The sequence below is a fragment of the Tabrizicola oligotrophica genome (assembly GCF_011008935.1).
GTDB lineage: Bacteria > Pseudomonadota > Alphaproteobacteria > Rhodobacterales > Rhodobacteraceae > Tabrizicola_A > Tabrizicola_A oligotrophica.
In genome coordinates this window covers 99,887-117,828 of sequence record NZ_JAAIVJ010000009.1, presented here as the reverse complement: position 1 = coordinate 117,828, position 17,942 = coordinate 99,887, and the positions used below count along the sequence as shown (strand labels likewise).

At 69.8% G+C, this 17,942-nt stretch carries 20 protein-coding genes and 1 riboswitch; of the genes, 18 read left to right on the top strand and 2 right to left on the bottom strand.

The genetic code is table 11. The features are described from left to right. Nucleotides 1-17: 17 nt before the first annotated feature. The 5 genes from cobN to cobJ are packed head-to-tail and all read left to right on the top strand — an operon-like array spanning nucleotide 18 to nucleotide 6,541. The gene (cobN, locus tag G4Z14_RS14680; RefSeq protein WP_164627018.1) at nucleotides 18-3,254 is read left to right on the top strand and encodes a cobaltochelatase subunit CobN; all 3,237 of its coding nucleotides are present in this window, start codon (nucleotides 18-20) and stop codon (nucleotides 3,252-3,254) included. Next, nucleotides 3,251-4,393 (top strand): precorrin-3B synthase, encoded by a 1,143-nt coding sequence (gene cobG, locus G4Z14_RS14675; protein WP_164627016.1) that lies wholly within the window; start codon nucleotides 3,251-3,253, stop codon nucleotides 4,391-4,393. The genes cobN and cobG overlap by 4 nt, the downstream gene beginning before the upstream one ends. Then, complete coding sequence (locus G4Z14_RS14670; protein ID WP_164627014.1) at nucleotides 4,393-5,022, top strand: precorrin-8X methylmutase; 630 nt, start codon at nucleotides 4,393-4,395, stop codon at nucleotides 5,020-5,022. Before cobG ends, G4Z14_RS14670 begins: the two co-directional genes overlap by 1 nt. A gap of 11 nt (nucleotides 5,023-5,033) precedes the next feature. Further along, the gene (locus G4Z14_RS14665; protein ID WP_321573058.1) at nucleotides 5,034-5,774 is read left to right on the top strand and encodes a precorrin-2 C(20)-methyltransferase; all 741 of its coding nucleotides are present in this window, start codon (nucleotides 5,034-5,036) and stop codon (nucleotides 5,772-5,774) included. Next, entirely contained in the window at nucleotides 5,771-6,541 is a 771-nt protein-coding gene (gene cobJ, locus G4Z14_RS14660) for a precorrin-3B C(17)-methyltransferase (protein ID WP_164627010.1), read from the top strand. Before G4Z14_RS14665 ends, cobJ begins: the two co-directional genes overlap by 4 nt. On the opposite strand, the gene G4Z14_RS14655 is transcribed toward cobJ, so the two are convergent. After that, a complete protein-coding gene (locus G4Z14_RS14655; RefSeq protein ID WP_164627008.1) occupies nucleotides 6,499-7,266 on the bottom strand; it encodes a cobalt-precorrin-6A reductase in 768 nt (255 codons plus the stop codon). The genes cobJ and G4Z14_RS14655 overlap by 43 nt on opposite strands. Here G4Z14_RS14655 and cbiE point away from each other — a divergent pair. From cbiE to G4Z14_RS14595, 12 genes are all read left to right on the top strand, one after another. Next, a complete protein-coding gene (gene cbiE, locus G4Z14_RS14650) occupies nucleotides 7,265-8,446 on the top strand; it encodes a precorrin-6y C5,15-methyltransferase (decarboxylating) subunit CbiE (RefSeq protein ID WP_164627006.1) in 1,182 nt (393 codons plus the stop codon). The genes G4Z14_RS14655 and cbiE overlap by 2 nt on opposite strands. After that, complete coding sequence (locus tag G4Z14_RS14645) at nucleotides 8,443-8,811, top strand: cobalamin biosynthesis protein (RefSeq protein ID WP_164627004.1); 369 nt, start codon at nucleotides 8,443-8,445, stop codon at nucleotides 8,809-8,811. Before cbiE ends, G4Z14_RS14645 begins: the two co-directional genes overlap by 4 nt. Next, nucleotides 8,808-9,581: a precorrin-4 C(11)-methyltransferase gene (gene cobM, locus G4Z14_RS14640; protein ID WP_164627002.1), complete on the top strand. Its 774-nt coding sequence runs from the start codon at nucleotides 8,808-8,810 to the stop codon at nucleotides 9,579-9,581. The genes G4Z14_RS14645 and cobM overlap by 4 nt, the downstream gene beginning before the upstream one ends. Before the next feature lie 11 nt (nucleotides 9,582-9,592). Next, complete coding sequence (locus tag G4Z14_RS14635; protein ID WP_164627000.1) at nucleotides 9,593-10,933, top strand: cobyrinate a,c-diamide synthase; 1,341 nt, start codon at nucleotides 9,593-9,595, stop codon at nucleotides 10,931-10,933. Then, nucleotides 10,930-11,649 carry a uroporphyrinogen-III C-methyltransferase gene (gene cobA, locus G4Z14_RS14630; RefSeq protein ID WP_164626999.1) on the top strand — a complete coding sequence of 240 codons (720 nt, stop codon included), beginning with the start codon at nucleotides 10,930-10,932 and terminating at the stop codon, nucleotides 11,647-11,649. The genes G4Z14_RS14635 and cobA overlap by 4 nt, the downstream gene beginning before the upstream one ends. A 5-nt stretch (nucleotides 11,650-11,654) precedes the next feature. After that, the gene (locus G4Z14_RS14625; protein ID WP_321573056.1) at nucleotides 11,655-11,984 is read left to right on the top strand and encodes a DUF1636 family protein; all 330 of its coding nucleotides are present in this window, start codon (nucleotides 11,655-11,657) and stop codon (nucleotides 11,982-11,984) included. Between the two features lie 27 nt (nucleotides 11,985-12,011). Continuing rightward, nucleotides 12,012-12,233: riboswitch (cobalamin riboswitch) on the top strand. A gap of 31 nt (nucleotides 12,234-12,264) precedes the next feature. After that, a complete protein-coding gene (locus G4Z14_RS14620) occupies nucleotides 12,265-12,441 on the top strand; it encodes a CbtB domain-containing protein (RefSeq protein ID WP_164626997.1) in 177 nt (58 codons plus the stop codon). Between the two features lie 12 nt (nucleotides 12,442-12,453). Beyond that, nucleotides 12,454-13,233: a CbtA family protein gene (locus G4Z14_RS14615; RefSeq protein WP_164626995.1), complete on the top strand. Its 780-nt coding sequence runs from the start codon at nucleotides 12,454-12,456 to the stop codon at nucleotides 13,231-13,233. Between the two features lie 71 nt (nucleotides 13,234-13,304). Then, complete coding sequence (cobF, locus tag G4Z14_RS14610; RefSeq protein WP_164626993.1) at nucleotides 13,305-14,084, top strand: precorrin-6A synthase (deacetylating); 780 nt, start codon at nucleotides 13,305-13,307, stop codon at nucleotides 14,082-14,084. Between the two features lie 10 nt (nucleotides 14,085-14,094). Continuing rightward, entirely contained in the window at nucleotides 14,095-14,337 is a 243-nt protein-coding gene (locus G4Z14_RS14605) for a proline racemase family protein (RefSeq protein ID WP_164626991.1), read from the top strand. Further along, a complete protein-coding gene (locus G4Z14_RS14600) occupies nucleotides 14,334-14,897 on the top strand; it encodes an NAD(P)H oxidoreductase (RefSeq protein WP_164626989.1) in 564 nt (187 codons plus the stop codon). Before G4Z14_RS14605 ends, G4Z14_RS14600 begins: the two co-directional genes overlap by 4 nt. Nucleotides 14,898-14,908: 11 nt before the next feature. After that, nucleotides 14,909-15,199, top strand: a complete 291-nt coding sequence (locus tag G4Z14_RS14595; RefSeq protein ID WP_164626987.1) for a DUF1330 domain-containing protein — start codon at nucleotides 14,909-14,911, stop codon at nucleotides 15,197-15,199. A gap of 28 nt (nucleotides 15,200-15,227) precedes the next feature. Here G4Z14_RS14595 and G4Z14_RS14590 read toward each other — a convergent pair whose 3' ends face one another. Then, nucleotides 15,228-16,745, bottom strand: a complete 1,518-nt coding sequence (locus G4Z14_RS14590) for a winged helix-turn-helix domain-containing protein (protein WP_164626985.1) — start codon at nucleotides 16,743-16,745, stop codon at nucleotides 15,228-15,230. A 116-nt stretch (nucleotides 16,746-16,861) separates the two neighbouring features. Here G4Z14_RS14590 and G4Z14_RS14585 point away from each other — a divergent pair, with 116 nt between their 5' ends. Then, a complete protein-coding gene (locus tag G4Z14_RS14585; protein WP_164626984.1) occupies nucleotides 16,862-17,941 on the top strand; it encodes a PLP-dependent cysteine synthase family protein in 1,080 nt (359 codons plus the stop codon). Nucleotide 17,942: the final 1 nt, after the last annotated feature.

Sequence of the window (17,942 nt, the reverse complement as noted above, 5' to 3'; positions counted from 1 at the left end):
GGGGCTGAGGTCGCGCCATGCACGTTGTCTTCCGCGAAACCCAGGGACTCGATTCCGCCGAGGCGCCGTTTGATCCGGCGCAGGATCCGGCGGATATGGTAGTGCTGTCCTTTTCGGACAGCGACCTTGGGGCCTTTGCGGCGGGCTGGCACCGGGCGGCGGGCAAGCTGCCCTCGCTCCGGCTGCAGAACATCGTGGCGCTGAAGCACCCGATTTCGGTCGATACCTATGTCGAGCGCACCCTGTCCGGGGCCAAGGCCATCCTGATCCGCCTGATCGGCGGCGAGGCCTATTGGCCCTACGGCATCGCCTCGGTGCAGGATCTGGCCCGTCGCAAGGGCATTGCGCTGGCGGTTCTGCCCGCCGATGGCCGGCCCGATCCGGGGCTCGATGCAGTCTCGACCCTGCCGGGATCGACCCTGCGGCGGCTGCAGCAGCTGTGCGACACCGGCGGCACGGTGGCGGCGCAGGCCGCGCTGGCCCAGCTTGCACTGGCGGCGGGGCTTTATGCCGGGCCGGTGCCGGGCGACAAGCGCCTGCCCGACATGGGCTTTTATGACCCCGATCAGGGCGCGCTGGCGGCCCCGCCGGCCGGACCGCATGTTCTGGTCAGCTTCTACCGCAGCTATCTGACGTCGGCCGATACCGATCCGGTCGATGCCCTGATCCGGGCCTTCCGCGCCAATGGCATTTCGGCCTGCGGCGTCTTTGCCGCCTCGCTCAAGGCACCCGGTTTTGCCGAGTGGCTGCGCCCGCAACTGCTGGCCAGCCCGCCGCTTGCCGTGGTCAATGCCACCGCCTTTTCGGCGCGGGGCGAGGATGGCGCGACGCCCTTTGATGCGGCCGATTGCCCGGTGTTTCAGGTCGCGCTCTCCACCGCGCGCCGCCGTGACTGGGCGTTGTCCGACCGCGGATTGTCGCCCGCCGATCTGGCGATGCATGTCGTCCTGCCCGAGGTGGACGGGCGGTTGTTCGCGGGCCTCGTGTCGTTCAAGTCACCCGGCGCGCGCGATGCGGCGCTGCAATTCTCGCGCTTTGCCCATCGCGCCGATCCGGCCCGCGTCGCCGCCGTGGTGGCGCGGGTGACGGGCTGGCTGCGCCTTGCCGCCACCCCGCGAGCATCCCGGCAACTGGCCGTAGTTCTGTCCAGCTACCCGGGGCGCGACTGGCAGATGGCCCATGCCGTCGGCCTTGACGCGCTGGCCTCGACCGGGGCGCTGCTGGAGGATCTGGGGCAGGCCGGCTACCAGGTGGGCAGCGCGGCGCTGACCCCGGCGCTGATCTCGGACCGGCTGGACTGGCCGCTGGAGGCCTATCTCGCGGCGCTGGGCGGCTTGCCGGAAAAGCTGCGCCATGACCTCCACGCCGCCTGGGGCAATCCTGCCGACGATCCCGCCTGTCAGGACCGCCAGTTCCGCTTTGCCGCCACCCGCGCCGGAAATGCGCTGATCGCCCTGCAACCCGAGCGGGGCGAGCGCGCCACCCGCGACGGCGATTATCACGACCTCGCCCGCGTGCCGCGCCACGGCTATGTCGCCTTCTACCTCTGGCTGCGGGCGCAGGGGATTCAGGCGCTTGTCCACATGGGCGCGCATGGCACGCTGGAATGGCTGCCCGGAAAATCCGTCGCCTTGTCAGAGGCTTGCTGGCCCGAAGCGCTGGTGGGCGATCTGCCGGTGATCTATCCCTTCATCGTCAACGATCCCGGCGAGGCGGCGCAGGCCAAGCGCCGCATCGGCGCGCTGACGCTGGGCCACCTGCCGCCGCCCTTGCGCGCCAGCAGTCTGCCCGACGGGCTGCACCGGCTGGAACGGCTTCTCGATGAATATTCCACTGCCGATGGGCTGGACCCGGCCCGGCGCGACCGGCTGATCGCCGCGATCCGGCTCGAGGCGCAGGCCGCGAGCGTCGAGGCCGATCTGGGCATCCCGTCCGGCGCCGGCGCGGCCGAGGCGATCACCCGGATCGACCGCTTCGTTTGCGACATCAAGGAAAGCCAGTATGGCGAGGGCTTGCATGTCTTTGGCAGCGGCGCCTGCGGCGCCGAGGAGCGGGCGGGCCTTCTGGCCGCGCTTGACGGCAAGCGCGTGGCAGCGGGACCGTCGGGCAGTCCGGCGCGCGGACGGTCGGATGTGCTGCCGACCGGGCGCAACCTTTATGCCGTCGACCCCCGCTCTGTGCCAAGTCGCGCCGCCCATGCCCAGGGCGTGAAACTGGCCGAGGAACTCTTGCGCAAGGCGCTTCAGGATCAGGGCGATTGGCCGCAGGGGCTGGTCGTCGACCTCTGGGGCAGCGCCACCATGCGCACTGCGGGCGAGGAATTCGCCATGGCGCTGCATCTGGCCGGCCTTGCACCGGTCTGGGATACGGGCTCGGGCCGGGTTGCGGGGGTCGAGGTGGTGCCGCTGACCCTGCTTGGCCGCCCGCGCATCGACGTGACGCTGCGGGTTTCCGGCCTGTTCCGCGATGTGTTCCCGGGGCTGGCGACGCTGTTTGAAACCGGGGCGACGATGCTGGCAGACCGCGACGAAGCCGCAGCGGACAACCCCTATGTCACCCGCGCCGCCCGGGTTTTCGGACCGAAGCCGGGGCAATACGGCCTTGGCATGGGCGTGGCGCTGGATGATTTCACGCCCGAGGCACGGGCGTCGGCGGGCGAGGCCTGGCTTGCGGCCTCGGCCTGGGCGATCGGCATTGACGGCCAGTCGCGCGACGACCGCGCGGGGCTGGAGGCCCGGCTGCGGGGCGCCGACAGTTTCGTCCATGCGCAGGACCTGCCCGAAAGCGATGTTCTGCTGGCCGCCGACTATGCCGCGCATGAGGCGGGGTTTGCCGCCGCGCTGGCGCGTCTCGGGGCCGCGAAACCGGCGCTTTACCATCTCGACGCCACGCAGCCCGACCGTCCGCGCGCCCGGGCGATGAGCGAGGAAATCGCCCGCGTCGTGCGCGCCCGCGCCGCCGATCCGGCCTGGGCCGATGGCATGATGGCGCATGGCTTCCGCGGTGCGGCCGAGATCGCCGCCACCGCCGACCACATGGCGGCCTTTGCCCATCTGGCGGGGGTCGTGCCGCCGCATCTCTTCGATCTTTACCACGAGGCCACCTTGGGCCGGGCCGATCTGGTCGCCTTCATGGAGCGCGAGAACCCGGCGGCGCTGGCGGCGCTGCGTGATCTGTTCCGGCGTCTGGCCGAGGCCGGCCTTTGGGTGACACGGCGCAATTCGATTGCAGCAGCCTTGCAGGAGGGCGCATGACCGGGTCGCCGTTTCAGGTGCAAGGCTGGTGCCCCGGCGCGCTGCGCCCGATGATGTCGGGTGACGGGCTGGTGGTGCGGGTGCGCCCGCAGGCCGGGCGGCTGAGCCGGCAGCAGGCAGCCGGGATCGCCGCGGCGGCGCGGGCGCATGGCAACGGGCTGATCGACCTGTCGGCCCGCGGCAATGTGCAGTTGCGCGGCGTGACCGAAGCCGCGCACCCCTCTCTGATCGCCGATCTGCACGCGCTGGGCCTGATTGACGCCGATGCCGGCGACGAGGCCCGGCGCAACATCCTTGTGACGCCCTTTGCCGAGGCCGGAACCGATGCGCTGGCGGCAGCGCTGGGCGCGGCGCTGGCGCGGATGCCGCCGCTGCCGGGCAAGTTCGGCTTTGTCGTCGATACCGGCCCCGCGCCGGTCTTCGGCGGCATTGCGGGGGACATCCGGCTTGAACGGGCAGTCGGCGGCGGCCTGCTCCTGCGCTGCGAAGGCGCCGGGCTCGGGGCGCCGGTGACCGACGCTGAAGCCGCCGAGGCTGCAGTTGAATTGACGCGGTGGTTCGTCGCCGCCGGTGGGGTAAGCGAGGGCCGGGGCCGGATGGCGGCGCTGATCGGGCGTGGAGCGGCCCCCGCGGGCCGTCTCGCCGGCAGGGTCGCGCCCGCACCCGCCGTTGCGCCGCCGGCGCCGGGTCTGGTGGCGCAAGGCGCGCTGGTGGGCTTCGCTTTTGGCCAGATGACGGCGGAAACCCTGCAGGCGCTTGCCGCGCTTGGCCCCCTGCGCATCACGCCCTGGCGGATGGTGCTGGTCGAAGGCCTGAGCGCCTTGCCCGATCTTGCCGGCCTGATCCTGACTGCCGCCGACCCGATCCGCCGCGTCGAGGCCTGCTCTGGCGCACCGGCCTGCCTGCAGGCGCTGGCCCCGGTGCGCGAACTGGCGGCCCGCCTGGCGGCGCAGGTGCCCGAAGGCCGGCTGCTGCATGTCTCGGGCTGCGCCAAGGGCTGTGCCCATCCGGGCCGCGCCGATCTGACCCTTGTCGCCACCGCGGGCGGGTTCGACCTGATCCGCGGCGGCTCCACGCTTGACACCCCTGACCGGCGGGCGCTCGCCCCCGACACGATCGACCTGAAAGGACTGTTCTGATGCCGCATGTCTACGAAACCGATGGTGCGGCGATCTACGTCCAGTCCTTCGCCACCATCCGCGCCGAGGCCGACCTTGCCCGCTTCACCCCGGAAGAAGAGGTCGTCGCCGTGCGCATGATCCACGCCGCCGGCATGGTCGGGCTGGAGCGTCATGTCCGCTTCACCCCCGGCATGGCCATCGCGGCGCGGGCGGCGCTGGAGGCCGGCGCACCGATCCTGTGCGACGCGCGCATGGTCAGCGAGGGGATCACCCGGCCGCGCCTGCCTGCGGGCAACGAGGTGATCTGCACCCTGCATGACCCATCGGTGCCGGCGCTTGCGGCGAAGATCGGCAACACCCGCTCTGCGGCGGCGTTGGAGTTGTGGCGGCCGCATCTGGCGGGCGCGGTGGTGGCGATCGGCAATGCGCCGACCGCGCTCTTTCACCTGTTGAACATGCTGGAAGACCCCGATTGCCCGCGCCCGGCCGCCATCATCGGCTGCCCGGTGGGCTTCATCGGGGCGGCGGAATCGAAAGACGCGCTGATGGCCGCGCCGCCCTGTCCCGCCGTGATCGTCGAGGGGCGGCTCGGTGGTTCGGCCATCACCGTCGCCGCCGTCAACGCCCTTGCTAGCCGGAAGGAATGACCATGGCTCCGATTGGACGCATCATCTGTGCCGGCCTTGGCCCCGGCGATCCGGATCTGATCTCGGTCCGCTCTGACCGCGCGATCCGGGCCGCGCGCCACATCGCCTATTTCCGCAAGGCCGGCCGGCAGGGTCAGGCGCGCCGCATCGTCGAGGGCATGCTGGCCCCCGGAGCCGTCGAACACGCGATGGAATATCCGGTCACCACCGAAATCCCCTTCGACAGCCCGGAGTATAACGCGCTGCTTGCGGCCTTCTACGACGACTGGACGGTGCGGCTGCAAGTGCTGGTGCAGCAAGGCCACGACGTCGTGGTGCTGTGCGAGGGCGATCCCTTCTTCTACGGCTCGTTCATGCATCTGTATGTGCGGCTGAAGGATCTGGTCCCGGTCGAGGTGATCCCCGGCATTCCCGGCATGGTGGGGTGCTGGAACGCCACCGGCCAGCCGATCACCTGGGGCGATGATGTGCTGACGGTGCTGATGGGCACGCTGCCCGAGGCCGAGCTGCTGCGCCACATGCAGGGCTCGGACGCGCTGGCGATCATGAAGACCGGCCGCAACCTGCCGCGGGTGCGCCGCGCGCTGGCGGCGGCGGGGCGGCTGGGCGATGCCTGGCTGGTCGAGCGCGGCACCATGCCGGGCCAGCGCCTGCAGCCCCTGGCCGAAGTCGATGCCGAGGACTGCCCGTATTTCGCCATCGTGCTGGTGCATGGCCACGGTCGCCGTCCGGTGGCGGAGGCCGCAGAATGACGCAAGACGACAAAACCGGGGGCTGGATTGCCGTTGCGGGTCTTGGCCCCGGCAATGAGGCACTGGTGACGCCCGAAGTCACTGCAACTCTGGCCGAGGCGACCGATGTGGTCGGCTATATCCCCTACGTCGCCCGGGTGGCCCCGCGCGACGGGCTGGTGCTGCACCCGTCCGACAACCGGGTAGAGCTGGACCGCGCACAGTTCGCGCTGGATCTGGCGGCGCAGGGGCGGCGGGTGGTCATTGTCTCCTCGGGCGATCCGGGGGTCTTTGCCATGGCCTCGGCCCTGTTCGAGGCGCTGGAGGCGCGGCCCGACCGGCAGGCGACCGACATTCGCATCCTGCCCGGCATCACCGCCATGCTGGCGGCGGCGGCGCGGGCCGGGGCGCCCCTGGGGCATGATTTCTGCGCCATCAACCTCAGCGACAACCTCAAACCCTTTGCCGAGGTGGAGCGCCGCCTGCGCCATGCCGCGCAGGGTGGCTTTGCCATGGCGTTTTACAACCCGCGCTCCAAATCCCGGCCGCACCAGTTTACCCGTGTCTTGGAGATCCTGCGCGAGGAATGCGAACCAGACCGGCTGGTGCTGTTCGCCCGCGCCGTGACCCGGCCCGACGAGGCGATTGCCTGCGTCGCCTTGTCCGAAGCCACGCCGGAGATGGCAGACATGCAGACCGTGGTGATCGTCGGCAATGAGGCAACGCGCCGGGTCGGGCGCTGGGTCTATACCCCGAGGTCCGTCTTGACCCCTGCGGTTGCCGGATGAGACAGCCAGTCCATCACCTCTGCAACCGTTGCGACCACCCTGCGGGTGGGCAGCGCGGGGCGGTCGATCAGGATCACCGGCAGGTGCAGGGCGCGGGCGGCGATCAGCTTGGCCTCGGCCCCCACGCCGCCAGCGTTCTTGGCGACGACATGGGTGATGGCATGGGCGCGCAGCAGGGCAGTATCGGCCTCGGCATCGAAAGGGCCGCGCGCAATCACCACGCTGGCCTGCGGCAAGGGCAGCGGCGCTTCTGGCGGATCGACAAGGCGCAAGAGGTAATGGTGCTGCGGCTTGGCGGCAAAGGGGGCAAGGGTCTGCTTGCCGATGGCCAGAAACACCCGCGCGGGGATGTCGGGCAGGGCAGCAACGGCGGCCTCGACATCGGCGACGCCCTGCCAGTCATCGCCGGGGCCTGCGAGCCATGCCGGACGCTCCAGCGTGACCAGCGGCGTGCCGGTTGCCGCGCAGGCCGCAATCGCGTTTCGGCTCATCTGGGCGGCGAAAGGGTGCGTCGCGTCGACCACATGGCTGATGCCTTCACGGGCAAGATAGGCCTCCAGTCCCGCCGCCCCGCCAAAGCCGCCAATGCGCATCGGCAAGGGCTGGGCGATCGGGGCTTCGGTGCGCCCGGCATAGGAAAACACCGCCTCCAGCCCCGCATCGGCCAAGGCATGCGCCAGACGGCTGGCCTCGGTGGTGCCGCCGAGAACAAGGATGCGTGTCATGTCTGAGCCTTGGCTTGCAATCATCGGTCTGGGCGAAGATGGACCGGCGGGGCTGGCAAGTGCAAGCCGCGATGCGCTGGCGGCGGCTGACATCGTGTTCGGTGCCCCGCGTCATCTGGAACTGGCCGGGGTCGGGGCAAGGGGTCACGCTTGGCCGATCCCCTTTGACCTCGCGCCGCTGCTGGCCCTGCGGGGGCAAAAACGGGTGGCGATGCTGGTGTCCGGCGATCCGTTCTGGTTCGGCGCGGGGGGCTCGGTTGCCGCGCATCTGTCGCCGGACGAATGGCGGGCTTTCCCGGTGGCGGGCGTGTTCTCGCTGATCGCCGCGCGCTTGGGCTGGCGGCTGGAAGACTGCCTTTGCCTTGGCCTGCATGCCGCGCCCTTTGCCCGGCTGCGCCCGGTGCTGGCGCGCGGGGTGCGGGTGCTTGCCACCCTGCGCGATGCGGCGGCTGTGGCAGAGCTGGCCGCTTGGTTGCAGGACGGCGGCTTTGCCGAGGCCCGGCTGACGGTCTGCGAAGCCATGGGCGGCCCGCGCGAACGGCTGCGGCAGGGGGCCGGATGGCCCGACATTCAGGCGCCGGTGGCCGTGGCGATTGACGGCGCCGACCTGCCGCGCGGCGCGGGCCTGTCGCGGGCGTCCGGCCTGCCTGACGCGCTGTTTCAAAGCGATGGGCAGATCACCAAGGCCCCGATCCGCGCCCTGACGCTGTCGGCGCTTGCCCCGCGTCCGGGCGAGCTTTTGTGGGATATCGGTGGCGGCTCCGGTTCGGTTTCGGTAGAATGGTGTCTGGCTGGCGGCCGGTCGATCTGCCTTGAGACGCGGGCCGACCGGGTGGCGAATATCCGCGCCAATGCTGCGGCTTTTGGCGTCGCCCATCGCCTGACCGCGCTGCATGCAACCGCCCCCGAGGGGCTGGCCGCGCTGCCCGCCCCCGATGCGGTTTTTGTCGGTGGCGGCGGGGATGCGGCGCTGCATGCCGCGATCTGGCCGCTTTTGCCCGAAGGCGCGCGGATCGTGGCCAATGGCGTGACCATCGAGACCGAGGCGGTGCTGGCCGACCAGCACGCGCGCCACGGCGGCAGTCTGCTGCGGCTCGACATCGCCGAGGCCGCCACCCTTGGCCGTTTCCGCGACTGGCGCGCGGCGCGGCCTGTCGTGCAATGGCGGGGGGTGAAATGAGGGTTGCGGGCATCGGATTTCGCCAAGGCGTGCCGCTCGACACCCTCCGCGGGGTGCTGCGCGCTGTCGAGGCACTGGGCGGACCGGCAGAGGCGCTGGCAAGCCTGCCCGAAAAGGCCGCCGATGCCCGGCTGCAAAGCCTTGCCGCCGAGCGCGGCTTGCCGCTTTATCCCGTGGCCGTCGCGGGCCTTGCGACCCCCACCCGTTCCCTCCGCATCATGGCGCGGCATGGCACCGGCTCGGTGGCCGAGGCCGCGGCATTGGCGGCCTGCGGGCCGGGGGCAAAGATCACCGTGGCGCGGATCACCGCGCCGGATGGCATGGCGACTTGCGCCATGGCCGAGACAGAGGAAACCAAGACATGACCGTTCATTTCATCGGCGCCGGACCGGGCGCTGCCGACCTTATCACCCTGCGCGGCCGCGACCTGATCGCCGCTTGCCCGGTGTGCCTTTATGCCGGATCGCTGGTGCCCGAGGCGCTGCTCGCGCATTGCCCGCCGGGCGCGAAGATCGTCAACACCGCGCCGATGAGCCTTGACGAGATCATCGTGGAAATCGCCGCGGCCCATGCCGCCGGGCAGGACGTGGCCCGGCTGCACTCGGGCGATCTGTCGGTCTGGTCGGCAATGGGCGAACAGCTGCGCCGCCTGCGCGCGCTGGACATCCCCTATGACGTCACGCCGGGGGTGCCGTCCTTTGCCGCTGCCGCCGCGGTGCTGGGCGCGGAACTGACGCTGCCGGGCGTGGCGCAATCGGTGATCCTGACCCGCACTTCGGGCCGGGCCTCGGCCATGCCGGACGGCGAGACGCTGGAAAACTTTGCCCGCACCGGGGCGACGCTGGCCATCCATCTGTCAGTGCATGTGCTGTCCGATGTGGTGGCGCGGCTGACGCCGCAGTATGGCGCGGGGTGCCCAGTGGCCGTGGTGTTCCGCGCCAGCTGGCCCGACCAGAAGGTGGTTCGGGCGACACTTGGCACGGTGGAAACCAGCATCGGCGAGGGCGAGCGCACGGCGCTGATCCTTGTCGGTCCTGCACTGGGCGCTGAGGAGTTTACCGAAAGCCGGCTTTATGCCGGCGATTATGACCGCCGCTACCGCCCGGTTGGCACCGAGCCCCGGTTCCCCGAATGACGGCTGCCCGAATGACTGCTCCGGGCCTTCTGATCTCGGCCCCGGCCTCGGGCACTGGCAAGACCACGGTCACGCTGGGCCTGATCGCCGCGTTCCGCGCGGCTGGGCTGGCGGTGCAGCCGTTCAAATGCGGGCCGGATTACATCGATCCGGCCTTTCATGCGGCAGCCGCCGGGCGGCCTTCGGTCAACCTCGACAGCTGGGCCATGGCGCCCGAGCGTATCGCAGTGCAGGCCGCTGCGGCGGAGGGGGCTGATCTGGTGATCGCCGAAGGCTCGATGGGCCTCTTCGACGGGGTGGCGCGGGCGGGCGAAACCGGCACCGGGGCCAGCGCCGATGTGGCCGCCCTGATGGGCTGGCCGGTGATCGCGGTGCTGGATGTATCGGGGCAGGCGCAGACGGCGGCGGCGGTGGCGGCGGGGCTTGCCGGGTTCCGCCCCGGCCTGAAATTCGCGGGCGTGATCCTGAACAAGGTTGCCTCGCCCCGGCATGAAGCCCTGGTGCGCGCGGGCATGCAGGCGGCGGGTCTGGCCGTGCTGGGGGCCCTGCCGCGCAAGGCCGCCGTGGCGCTGCCCGAGCGGCATCTGGGGCTGGTGCAGGCCGAGGAATTGCCGCGCCTGCAAGGGATTTTGGCCGAGGCAGCAAGTTTCGTCGCCGCGCATTGCGATCTGGAAGCGATCCGCGCTGTGGCGCTCGCGGGGCAAACTTCGGCCAGGGCCGTGCCGCCGGTGCACGCCCCCGGCGGGCGCATCGCCCTTGCGCGGGATGCGGCGTTTTCCTTTGTCTATCCGCATCTTCTGGCCGATTGGCGGGCGCAGGGGGCGACGATCCTGCCCTTCTCGCCCCTTGCCGATGAGGCCCCCGATGCCAGCGCCGATTGCTGCTGGCTGCCCGGCGGCTATCCCGAACTGCACGCCGGACGGCTGGCGGCGGCCGAGCGTTTCCGTGACGAGCTGACGGCTTTTGCCGATACCCGGCCCGTGCATGGCGAGTGCGGCGGCTACATGGCGCTGGGCGCGGGGCTGGTGGCAGCGGATGGCACGCGGCACCGCATGGCCGGGCTTCTGGGGCTGGAGACCAGCTTTGCCAAGCGCCGGATGCATCTTGGCTATCGTCTGGCGCGGCCGCTGCATCCCTTGCCGGGGCCGCTTGGCACGGCCGCATTGCGCGGCCATGAATTCCATTATGCCACGATCCTCGGCCAGCCCGACGCCCCGCTTGCCGCCGTTGAAGATGCCAACGGCGAGCCGGTGCCGGAAACCGGCTCTTGCCGCCTGACCTCGGGCGGCGCCCGCGTCAGCGGCACCTTCTTTCACCTCATTGCCCCTGCCAGCCCAAAGGTGTCCCCATGAGCGGCTTTGTCTCTTTCGTTTCCTCCGGCCCGGGCGACCCCGAGCTTCTGACCCTCAAGGCCGCCCGCCGTCTGGCCGAGGCCGATGTGGTGCTGTTCGACGATCTGTCGGCAGGCCCGATCCTGTCGCATTGCAACCCCGAGGCCGATCTTGTCGCGGTGGGCAAGCGGGCCGGGCGCCCCTCGCCCAAGCAGGATCATGTCAGCCGCCTCTTGGTCGATCACGCCCTGACCGGAGCCAAGGTGGTGCGGCTGAAATCCGGCGACAGCGGCATCTTCGGCCGGCTGGAAGAGGAAATCACCGCCCTGAACGCCGCTGGCGTCAGGTTTGAAATCGTGCCGGGCGTGCCATCGGCCTGCGCGGCGGCGGCGGCGGCGGGGATTCCCCTGACCCGCCGGTTGACCTCGCGGCGGGTGCAGTTCGTCACCGGCGCCGATGTGACGGGCGACCTGCCCGCGGGGCTGAACTGGGCCGCGCTGGCGGACCCCACGGCGACGACGGTGGTGTTCATGGGCAAGCGCACCTTTCCGGCACTCGCGGCGGGACTGATGGCGCAGGGCCTGGCCGCCGACACGCCCGCGCTGATGGCCGAGGCCGTCGGCCACCCCGAACAGCGCCTGATCCGCTCGACCATTGGCGCTTTGGGCGAGGTGATCGCCGCCGAGGCAGGCAGCGGCCCGGCGCTGATCCTTTACGGCCCGCTGATGGAGGGGTGACCGCCGTGGACGCTCTCGCGACCGTGACGCTGTGCCAGTCCTGCGCGCTTGGCCGTCAGGGCTTTGCCAATGAGCTTGGCGCGGCCATGGCCAAGGCCGGCCTGCCGGTGGCGGTCGCCACGGTCGACTGCATGTCGGGCTGCACAAGACCGTCGACCTGCGCCTTCCGCAGCCCCGGCAAGACCGCCTATCTGTTCGGTGACCTGAGCGCGCAAGACCTTGAGGCGCTTGTCACTTTTGCCCGGCTCTATCTTGCTTCGGCCGATGGCGCGCTGGCCGATGCGCGCGTGCTGGGCGATCTGCGCTTCAAGGCGATTGCCCGCATCCCGGCCTGATAGGGCTTGACCGGATTTCTGCCATGATGGTAACTGGACCGGCAAGGTGTCCGATCAGGCGCAAAGCGTCCGGACTGAAACGGGAATGGGGAAAGGGTGGACCGATCACGGCACCTCAAGCCCCAACCGCCCCCGCGACTGTGAGCGGAGAGCGGCTTTCCAGAAAGCCACTGGTCCTTCGGGGCCGGGAAGGCGGGAAGCACGCTACGACCCGCGAGTCAGGAGACCGGCCATGCGCAACGGTAACACAGCCGTCGGGTGTGACGGCAAGGAGATGAAGATGACCATGAATTCCGGCGCCCTGCGCGCAACCTCGCAAACCTCGGCCCTCGTGTCGGTGCTGTTCGTCGCCTTTGTCGGCGCCGCGCTGCTGTTCACGGCGGGTCTTGCGCAATCCTCGACGCTGCACGACGCGGCGCATGACGTGCGCCACGCCACTGGCTTTCCCTGCCACTGACCTCCTGCCAGAATGATTCAGAAAATGTTGGCCAGCGCGCTGTTCGCTGGCGTTGTGGCGGGGCTGCTTGCAGCCCTGCTGCAATTCGCATTTGTCCAGAAGCCGCTGCTTCTGGCCGAAGAGTATGAATCCGGCGCGCTGGTGCATTTCCAGGGGGTTGCCCCGGCGGACGGCAGTCATGATGCCGCCACCGCCGAGGCCGATCAGGCTGGCCAGGACGCTACCGCCCAAGACGCTGCCGCCCATGACGCTGACAGTCACGAGCATGCCGGCGAGGAGGCCGCGCCTTCGAGCCTGAAGCGCAATGCGCTGACCGGGTTGTTCCTGATCCTGGTCTACACCGCCTATGCCGCGCTTCTGGTCGCCGGGTTTGGCCTCGCGCTGGTCTACGGCCGCCGGATCGGCGCACGTGAGGGGTTGCTCTGGGGCATCGCCGGCTTTGCGGCCTTCCAGCTTGCCCCGGCGCTTGGGCTGGCCCCGGAACTGCCCGGCATGCTGGCAGCAGAGGCCGGCGCGCGTCAGGTCTGGTGGGTTGGCACAGCGCTGGCCACCGCAACCGGGCTGGGCCTGCTGGCCTATGGCCGCGGCCCGTTGGTCGTGGCGCTTGCGCTCGCCCTGCTGGCCGCCCCGCACCTGATCGGCGCGCCCACGCTCGAGGGCTTTGCCGGTGTGGCGCCGCCCGAACTGGCGGCCATCTTTGCCGCGCGGGTTCTGGGCGTCGGGCTTGTGGTCTGGGCCGTTCTGGGATGGACGGCAGGCGCGCTCTGGTCCAAAGAGACTGCAACCGCCTGAACGCCCTGACATCGACTGCCGCCGCGGGTTCGCTTTCCGGCCCGCGGCGGCAGGAACCGAAGAGTTTTCCCATGATCGACCTGACCCTGATCGGCATTGGCACCGGCAATCCGGACCATGTGACGCTGGAAGCCGCCAAGGCGATGAGCGCGGCGGATCTGATCCTGATTCCGCTGAAGGGCGAGGACAAGGCCGATCTGGCGGGTCTCAGGCTGGAGATCTGCCGGTCCTGCGTGACCAATCCCGCCACAAGGATCGCAAGCTTCGATCTGCCGGTGCGCGACCCCGCGACGCCGGATTACCTGCAGCGGGTCAACGACTGGCACGACCAGATCGCTGCCGTCTGGCAGGGCGCGATCGAGGAGCATCTGGGGCAGGGCGGCGGGTCGAGGGTGGCCTTTCTGGTCTGGGGCGACCCCTCGCTGTACGACAGCACCCTGCGCATCGCCGAGCGGCTGGCCCGGCAGGTGCCGCTGCGGCTGAAGGTCATCCCCGGCATCACCGCCATCCAGACGCTGTGTGCCGCCCATGCCATCCCGCTGAACGACCTGGCCGCGCCCTTCACCATCACCACTGGCCGCCGCCTGCGCGAAGCCGGCTGGCCCGAGGGCGCCGACACCGCCGTCGTCATGCTCGACAGCGGCGGCGCCTTCGCCGAGATTGACCCGCAGGGGGTCCGCATCTGGTGGGGCGCCTATGTCGGAATGGCGAACCAGCTCTTGCTGGCGGGGCCATTGGCGGAGGTGGCCACCCAGATTACCGCGGCCCGCGCCGCCGCGCGCGCGGAACACGGCTGGATCATGGACATCTACCTGATGCGCCGCGACACCGGGCAGGCCGCGCGGGCGTGACGGCAGGCCGATGGCGCCGAGAGCGGGCTTCGGCCCGAGCTGGCGCTCTGACCGCCTGGCGCTTTTGCCCGCAAGGGGCGAGGTGGCGGGTGGCGCGACCGTCTTTCAGCGTGCGATCACCGGCAGCCGGTTCGCCTGCGCCCTTGGCGGGCAGGCCTGGATCCGCGGTTTGACGCGAATGGGGCTGGACCCGGACGCGGCCTTTCAGCAAGGCTTTGCCCGGAGCGATACCTGGTCTGGGGTACTGGCATGAAGGTTCTGATCGTCTTCGACCACCCGCGCCGTGACGGCTTTTGCGGTGCGGTGCTGGACAGTTTCGTGGCCGGCCTGCACGCGGCCGGCCACCAGAGCGAAATCGCCGACCTGCGGTCCGAAGGCTTCGACCCTCGCCTCGATCCCGCGGACGAACCCGACTGGGACAATCCGCGCAAGGCCTACAGCCCCGCCGTGCTGGCCGAGCAGGCGCGCATCGCCCGGCACGAGGCGCTGGCCTTCGTCTTTCCGGTCTGGTGGTGGTCGGTTCCCGCCGCGACAAAGGGCTGGATCGACCGGGTCTGGAACAATGGCTGGGCCTATGGCGACCGCAAGCTTGCCCAGCGCAAGGCGCTGTTTCTGGGCGTTGCCGCCAGCGATGCCGGCCAATACGCCAAGCGCGGCTATGACAGCGCGATGCGCACCCAGCTTGTGACCGGCATCGCCCGGTATTGCGGCATCGACGATGCGGCGCTGGAACTCCTGCACGGGGCGCTGGGGGCGGAAGGGGATCGCCTTGCGGCGTTGGAGCGGGCAAAAGACCTGGGTCGTTCGTTTTGAAGGAGAGAAAGATGGCAGGCTATTGGATCGTCAAGGCCGGACCAATCCGGGACGCCGAGGCGCAGCAGGCCTATGTCAGGCTGTTCAACCTTGTGGCGCAGCGCTACAAGGCCGAGCTCATCGCCGGCAAGGGGCGCATCGAAACCGTCGAGGGGACCGACTTTCCGCGGCAGTTCCTGATCCGCTTTGACAGCTTTGAGACCGCGCAAGCGGCCTATCGCGACCCCGACTATCAGGCATCACTGCCCTTTGCGGCGCGCATGTCCGACCGCGAGTTGTCGATTGTGGAAGGCGTGGTCTGAAAGAGGGGGGGCCGCGGGAGCCGCGGCTTCAAAACCCCTGACCGCGCAGCGTGGCCTCGATCAGCTGGCGAGTTTCGGCGTTGCGGATCGGGAAGGCGCGGGAAAAGTCGGGGGCAGACAGGTCCTGGCGTTTGGCGCGGGCAGTGTCGGCCCATCGCGCGGCCTGCGCGGCATTGCCCGCCAGCCCGCAGGCCGCGACGGCGATGAGCGCGATCAGGTGATGCGCCCCCGGCGCAGTGGCGGCCCGCTCCGCCCAGCGCGCTGCGGCCGCGAACTTGCCCTGCTGGATCAGCATCTGGGCGCGCACGCCGAACATGCCATAAAGCAGCGGGTCGATCGGGCTGAGCTCCAGCGCCGCGTCGATCGCGGCCTCGCAGGCCGGGGCATCGCCGATCAGCATTGCGGTGAACCCGGCGGCATAGAAACCTTGCGCGTAATTCGGGTTGAGCGCGGTGGCGCGCGCCAGCCAGAACCGGGCGGTTTCCGCCTCGTCGGTCAGCCAATGGGCGCGGCCCATGGTGAAATTCACGAACGGGTCCAGCGGATCCAGCTCCAGGCCGCGCTCGGCATGGCGCCGCGCGGCGCGGGCCGCGGCAGGCACGTCGGGGACGATGCGCAGGAAGGCCTCGATGAAGCTGGTGAACGAAAGCCCGGCTTCGGCCCGGGCAAAACCGGGATCAAGGGCTACGGCGCGTTCGAAGTGACCTTTGGCAAGGGCATTGTCGGGCGCGGTGAAGCGGTAAAGGTGGCGCAGGCCCAGATGGAAGCTTGCCCAGGCATCGAAGGCGGCCGAACCGCGCAACTCGGCCTGACGGGCCTCGTTTTCCGGCACCCGCAGGTCCAGCGCCGCGATGATGCGTGCCACGATCACGGCGCGCAATTCGGCAAGGCCCTCGCGCGGGCGGGCGATGCGGTCGGCCCAGATCACCTCGGCATTCCGGCAGTCGGTCAGCTCCACGGTCACCTGCACCCGGCCGGCGGTTTCTTCCAGCAGGCCCGACAGCACATAGCGCACCCCGAGCGTGCCGGCGACAAGGCCGAAGTCGGGGGCCTCCTGCCGGAAGCGGAAGGACGAGCCGCGCGCCGTCACCGCGATCCAGCGCAGGCGCGACAGTGCAAGGATGATCTCGTGCGGGATGGCCTCGGCCAGAATCGACAGCCCGTCGCCGGATCCGAGGATGCGCAGGGGCAGGACGGCGACCGAGGGGCGACCAAGGGGCGCAAGGCCCGGGTCGGGGCTTGCGCTTACCGGCGCCACGAAGCGAAAGCCCAGACCATGCACGGTGCGGATCACTTCCTGCCGTGTCCCGTCATCGCCCAGGGCCGCCCGCGCCGCCTTGATGCGGCCCGCGATGCTGGCATCCGAAACCGCGCCGCCGGGCCAGACCGCATTGGCCAGCTCGTCCCGCGGCACCATCCGGTCGCGCTGGCCCATGAGATAAAGGATCGCGGCAAAGACCTGCGGCTCAACCCCGACGGGCCGGCCGTCCCGGGTCAGTTCATGCCGTTCCGGGTCGATCCGGTATGCGCCAAAAGTCCAGATCATGCGGCAGGATACACCAGAACCGGCGGCTTCTTCATGAAATCTTCAGAACTTGTTCAAGCCCCCGGGTGCAAAATGGCGTAGGCTGGCCAAAAGGCTGGCAAAAGGGAGAAACCGCCATGGACGCACAAGCGATCAGAACGACTGCCGGGCGCGGACGACTTTACGAAAGCATCCTTGACACCGTGGGCGATACGCCTGCCATCCGGGTCAACAATCTCGCGCCCAAGGGGGTGCGGCTTTACGTCAAGGCCGAGTTCTTCAATCCCGCCGCCTCGGTCAAGGACCGGCTGGCGTTGAACATCATCGAGGCGGCCGAGCGCAACGGCACGCTGAAGCCCGGTCAGACCGTGGTGGAGGCGACCAGCGGCAATACCGGCATCGGGCTGGCCATGGTCTGCGCGCAAAAAGGCTATCCGCTGGTTGTCACCATGGCCGACAGCTTCTCGGTCGAGCGGCGCAAGCTGATGCGGATGCTCGGGGCCAAGGTGATCCTGACGCCGCGGGCGCAGAAGGGGACGGGGATGTATGCCAAGGCCGCCGACCTTGCGGCCAAGCATGGCTGGTTCCTCGCCCGGCAATTCGAGACCGAGGCGAATGCCGATATCCACGAGGCCACCACTGCCCGCGAGATCATGGCGGATTTCGCCGGCGACCGGCTGGATTATGTGGTGACGGGTTACGGCACCGGCGGCACGGTGACGGGCCTGGCGCGGGTGCTGCGCCGCGAACGGCCGCAGACGAAGATCGTTCTGGCCGAGCCGGCGAACGCGGCGCTGCTGACCAGCGGCGTGAAGCAGGAACGCGGGCCGGGCGGCGCCCCGGCCAAGACCCATCCCGCCTTCGAGCCGCATCCGATTCAAGGCTGGACGCCGGATTTCATCCCCAATGTGCTGCAAGAGGCGATCGACCAGCGCGGCTATGACCAGCTGGTGACCGTGGCCGGCAGCGCCGGGATCGACTGGGCGCGCAAGCTCGCCCGGCACGAGGGCATCATGACCGGCATTTCGGGCGGCGCCTCCTTTGCCGTGGCGCTGGGCATTGCCGAGACGGCAGCCCCCGGCACGGTCATTCTGGCGATCTTGCCCGACACCAGCGAACGTTATCTGACGACGCCGCTGTTCGAGGCGATCCCCGAAGCGATGGACGAGGCCGAGATGGAGATTTCCCGGTCAACCCCTGGCTATCAGCTGGACTGAG

Coding starts and splice junctions, on each gene's coding strand:
- G4Z14_RS14590 (WP_164626985.1), bottom strand. CDS start 16,745: ATGATCTGGACTTTTGGCGCATACCGGATCGACCCGGAACGGCATGAA.
- G4Z14_RS14595 (WP_164626987.1), top strand. CDS start 14,909: ATGGCAGGCTATTGGATCGTCAAGGCCGGACCAATCCGGGACGCCGAG.
- G4Z14_RS14635 (WP_164627000.1), top strand. CDS start 9,593: ATGACTGCTCCGGGCCTTCTGATCTCGGCCCCGGCCTCGGGCACTGGC.
- G4Z14_RS14615 (WP_164626995.1), top strand. CDS start 12,454: ATGATTCAGAAAATGTTGGCCAGCGCGCTGTTCGCTGGCGTTGTGGCG.
- cbiE (WP_164627006.1), top strand. CDS start 7,265: ATGTCTGAGCCTTGGCTTGCAATCATCGGTCTGGGCGAAGATGGACCG.
- G4Z14_RS14605 (WP_164626991.1), top strand. CDS start 14,095: ATGGCGCCGAGAGCGGGCTTCGGCCCGAGCTGGCGCTCTGACCGCCTG.
- cobN (WP_164627018.1), top strand. CDS start 18: ATGCACGTTGTCTTCCGCGAAACCCAGGGACTCGATTCCGCCGAGGCG.
- cobM (WP_164627002.1), top strand. CDS start 8,808: ATGACCGTTCATTTCATCGGCGCCGGACCGGGCGCTGCCGACCTTATC.
- G4Z14_RS14655 (WP_164627008.1), bottom strand. CDS start 7,266: ATGACACGCATCCTTGTTCTCGGCGGCACCACCGAGGCCAGCCGTCTG.
- G4Z14_RS14670 (WP_164627014.1), top strand. CDS start 4,393: ATGCCGCATGTCTACGAAACCGATGGTGCGGCGATCTACGTCCAGTCC.
- G4Z14_RS14585 (WP_164626984.1), top strand. CDS start 16,862: ATGGACGCACAAGCGATCAGAACGACTGCCGGGCGCGGACGACTTTAC.
- cobA (WP_164626999.1), top strand. CDS start 10,930: ATGAGCGGCTTTGTCTCTTTCGTTTCCTCCGGCCCGGGCGACCCCGAG.
- G4Z14_RS14600 (WP_164626989.1), top strand. CDS start 14,334: ATGAAGGTTCTGATCGTCTTCGACCACCCGCGCCGTGACGGCTTTTGC.
- cobF (WP_164626993.1), top strand. CDS start 13,305: ATGATCGACCTGACCCTGATCGGCATTGGCACCGGCAATCCGGACCAT.
- G4Z14_RS14620 (WP_164626997.1), top strand. CDS start 12,265: ATGACCATGAATTCCGGCGCCCTGCGCGCAACCTCGCAAACCTCGGCC.
- G4Z14_RS14645 (WP_164627004.1), top strand. CDS start 8,443: ATGAGGGTTGCGGGCATCGGATTTCGCCAAGGCGTGCCGCTCGACACC.
- cobG (WP_164627016.1), top strand. CDS start 3,251: ATGACCGGGTCGCCGTTTCAGGTGCAAGGCTGGTGCCCCGGCGCGCTG.
- cobJ (WP_164627010.1), top strand. CDS start 5,771: ATGACGCAAGACGACAAAACCGGGGGCTGGATTGCCGTTGCGGGTCTT.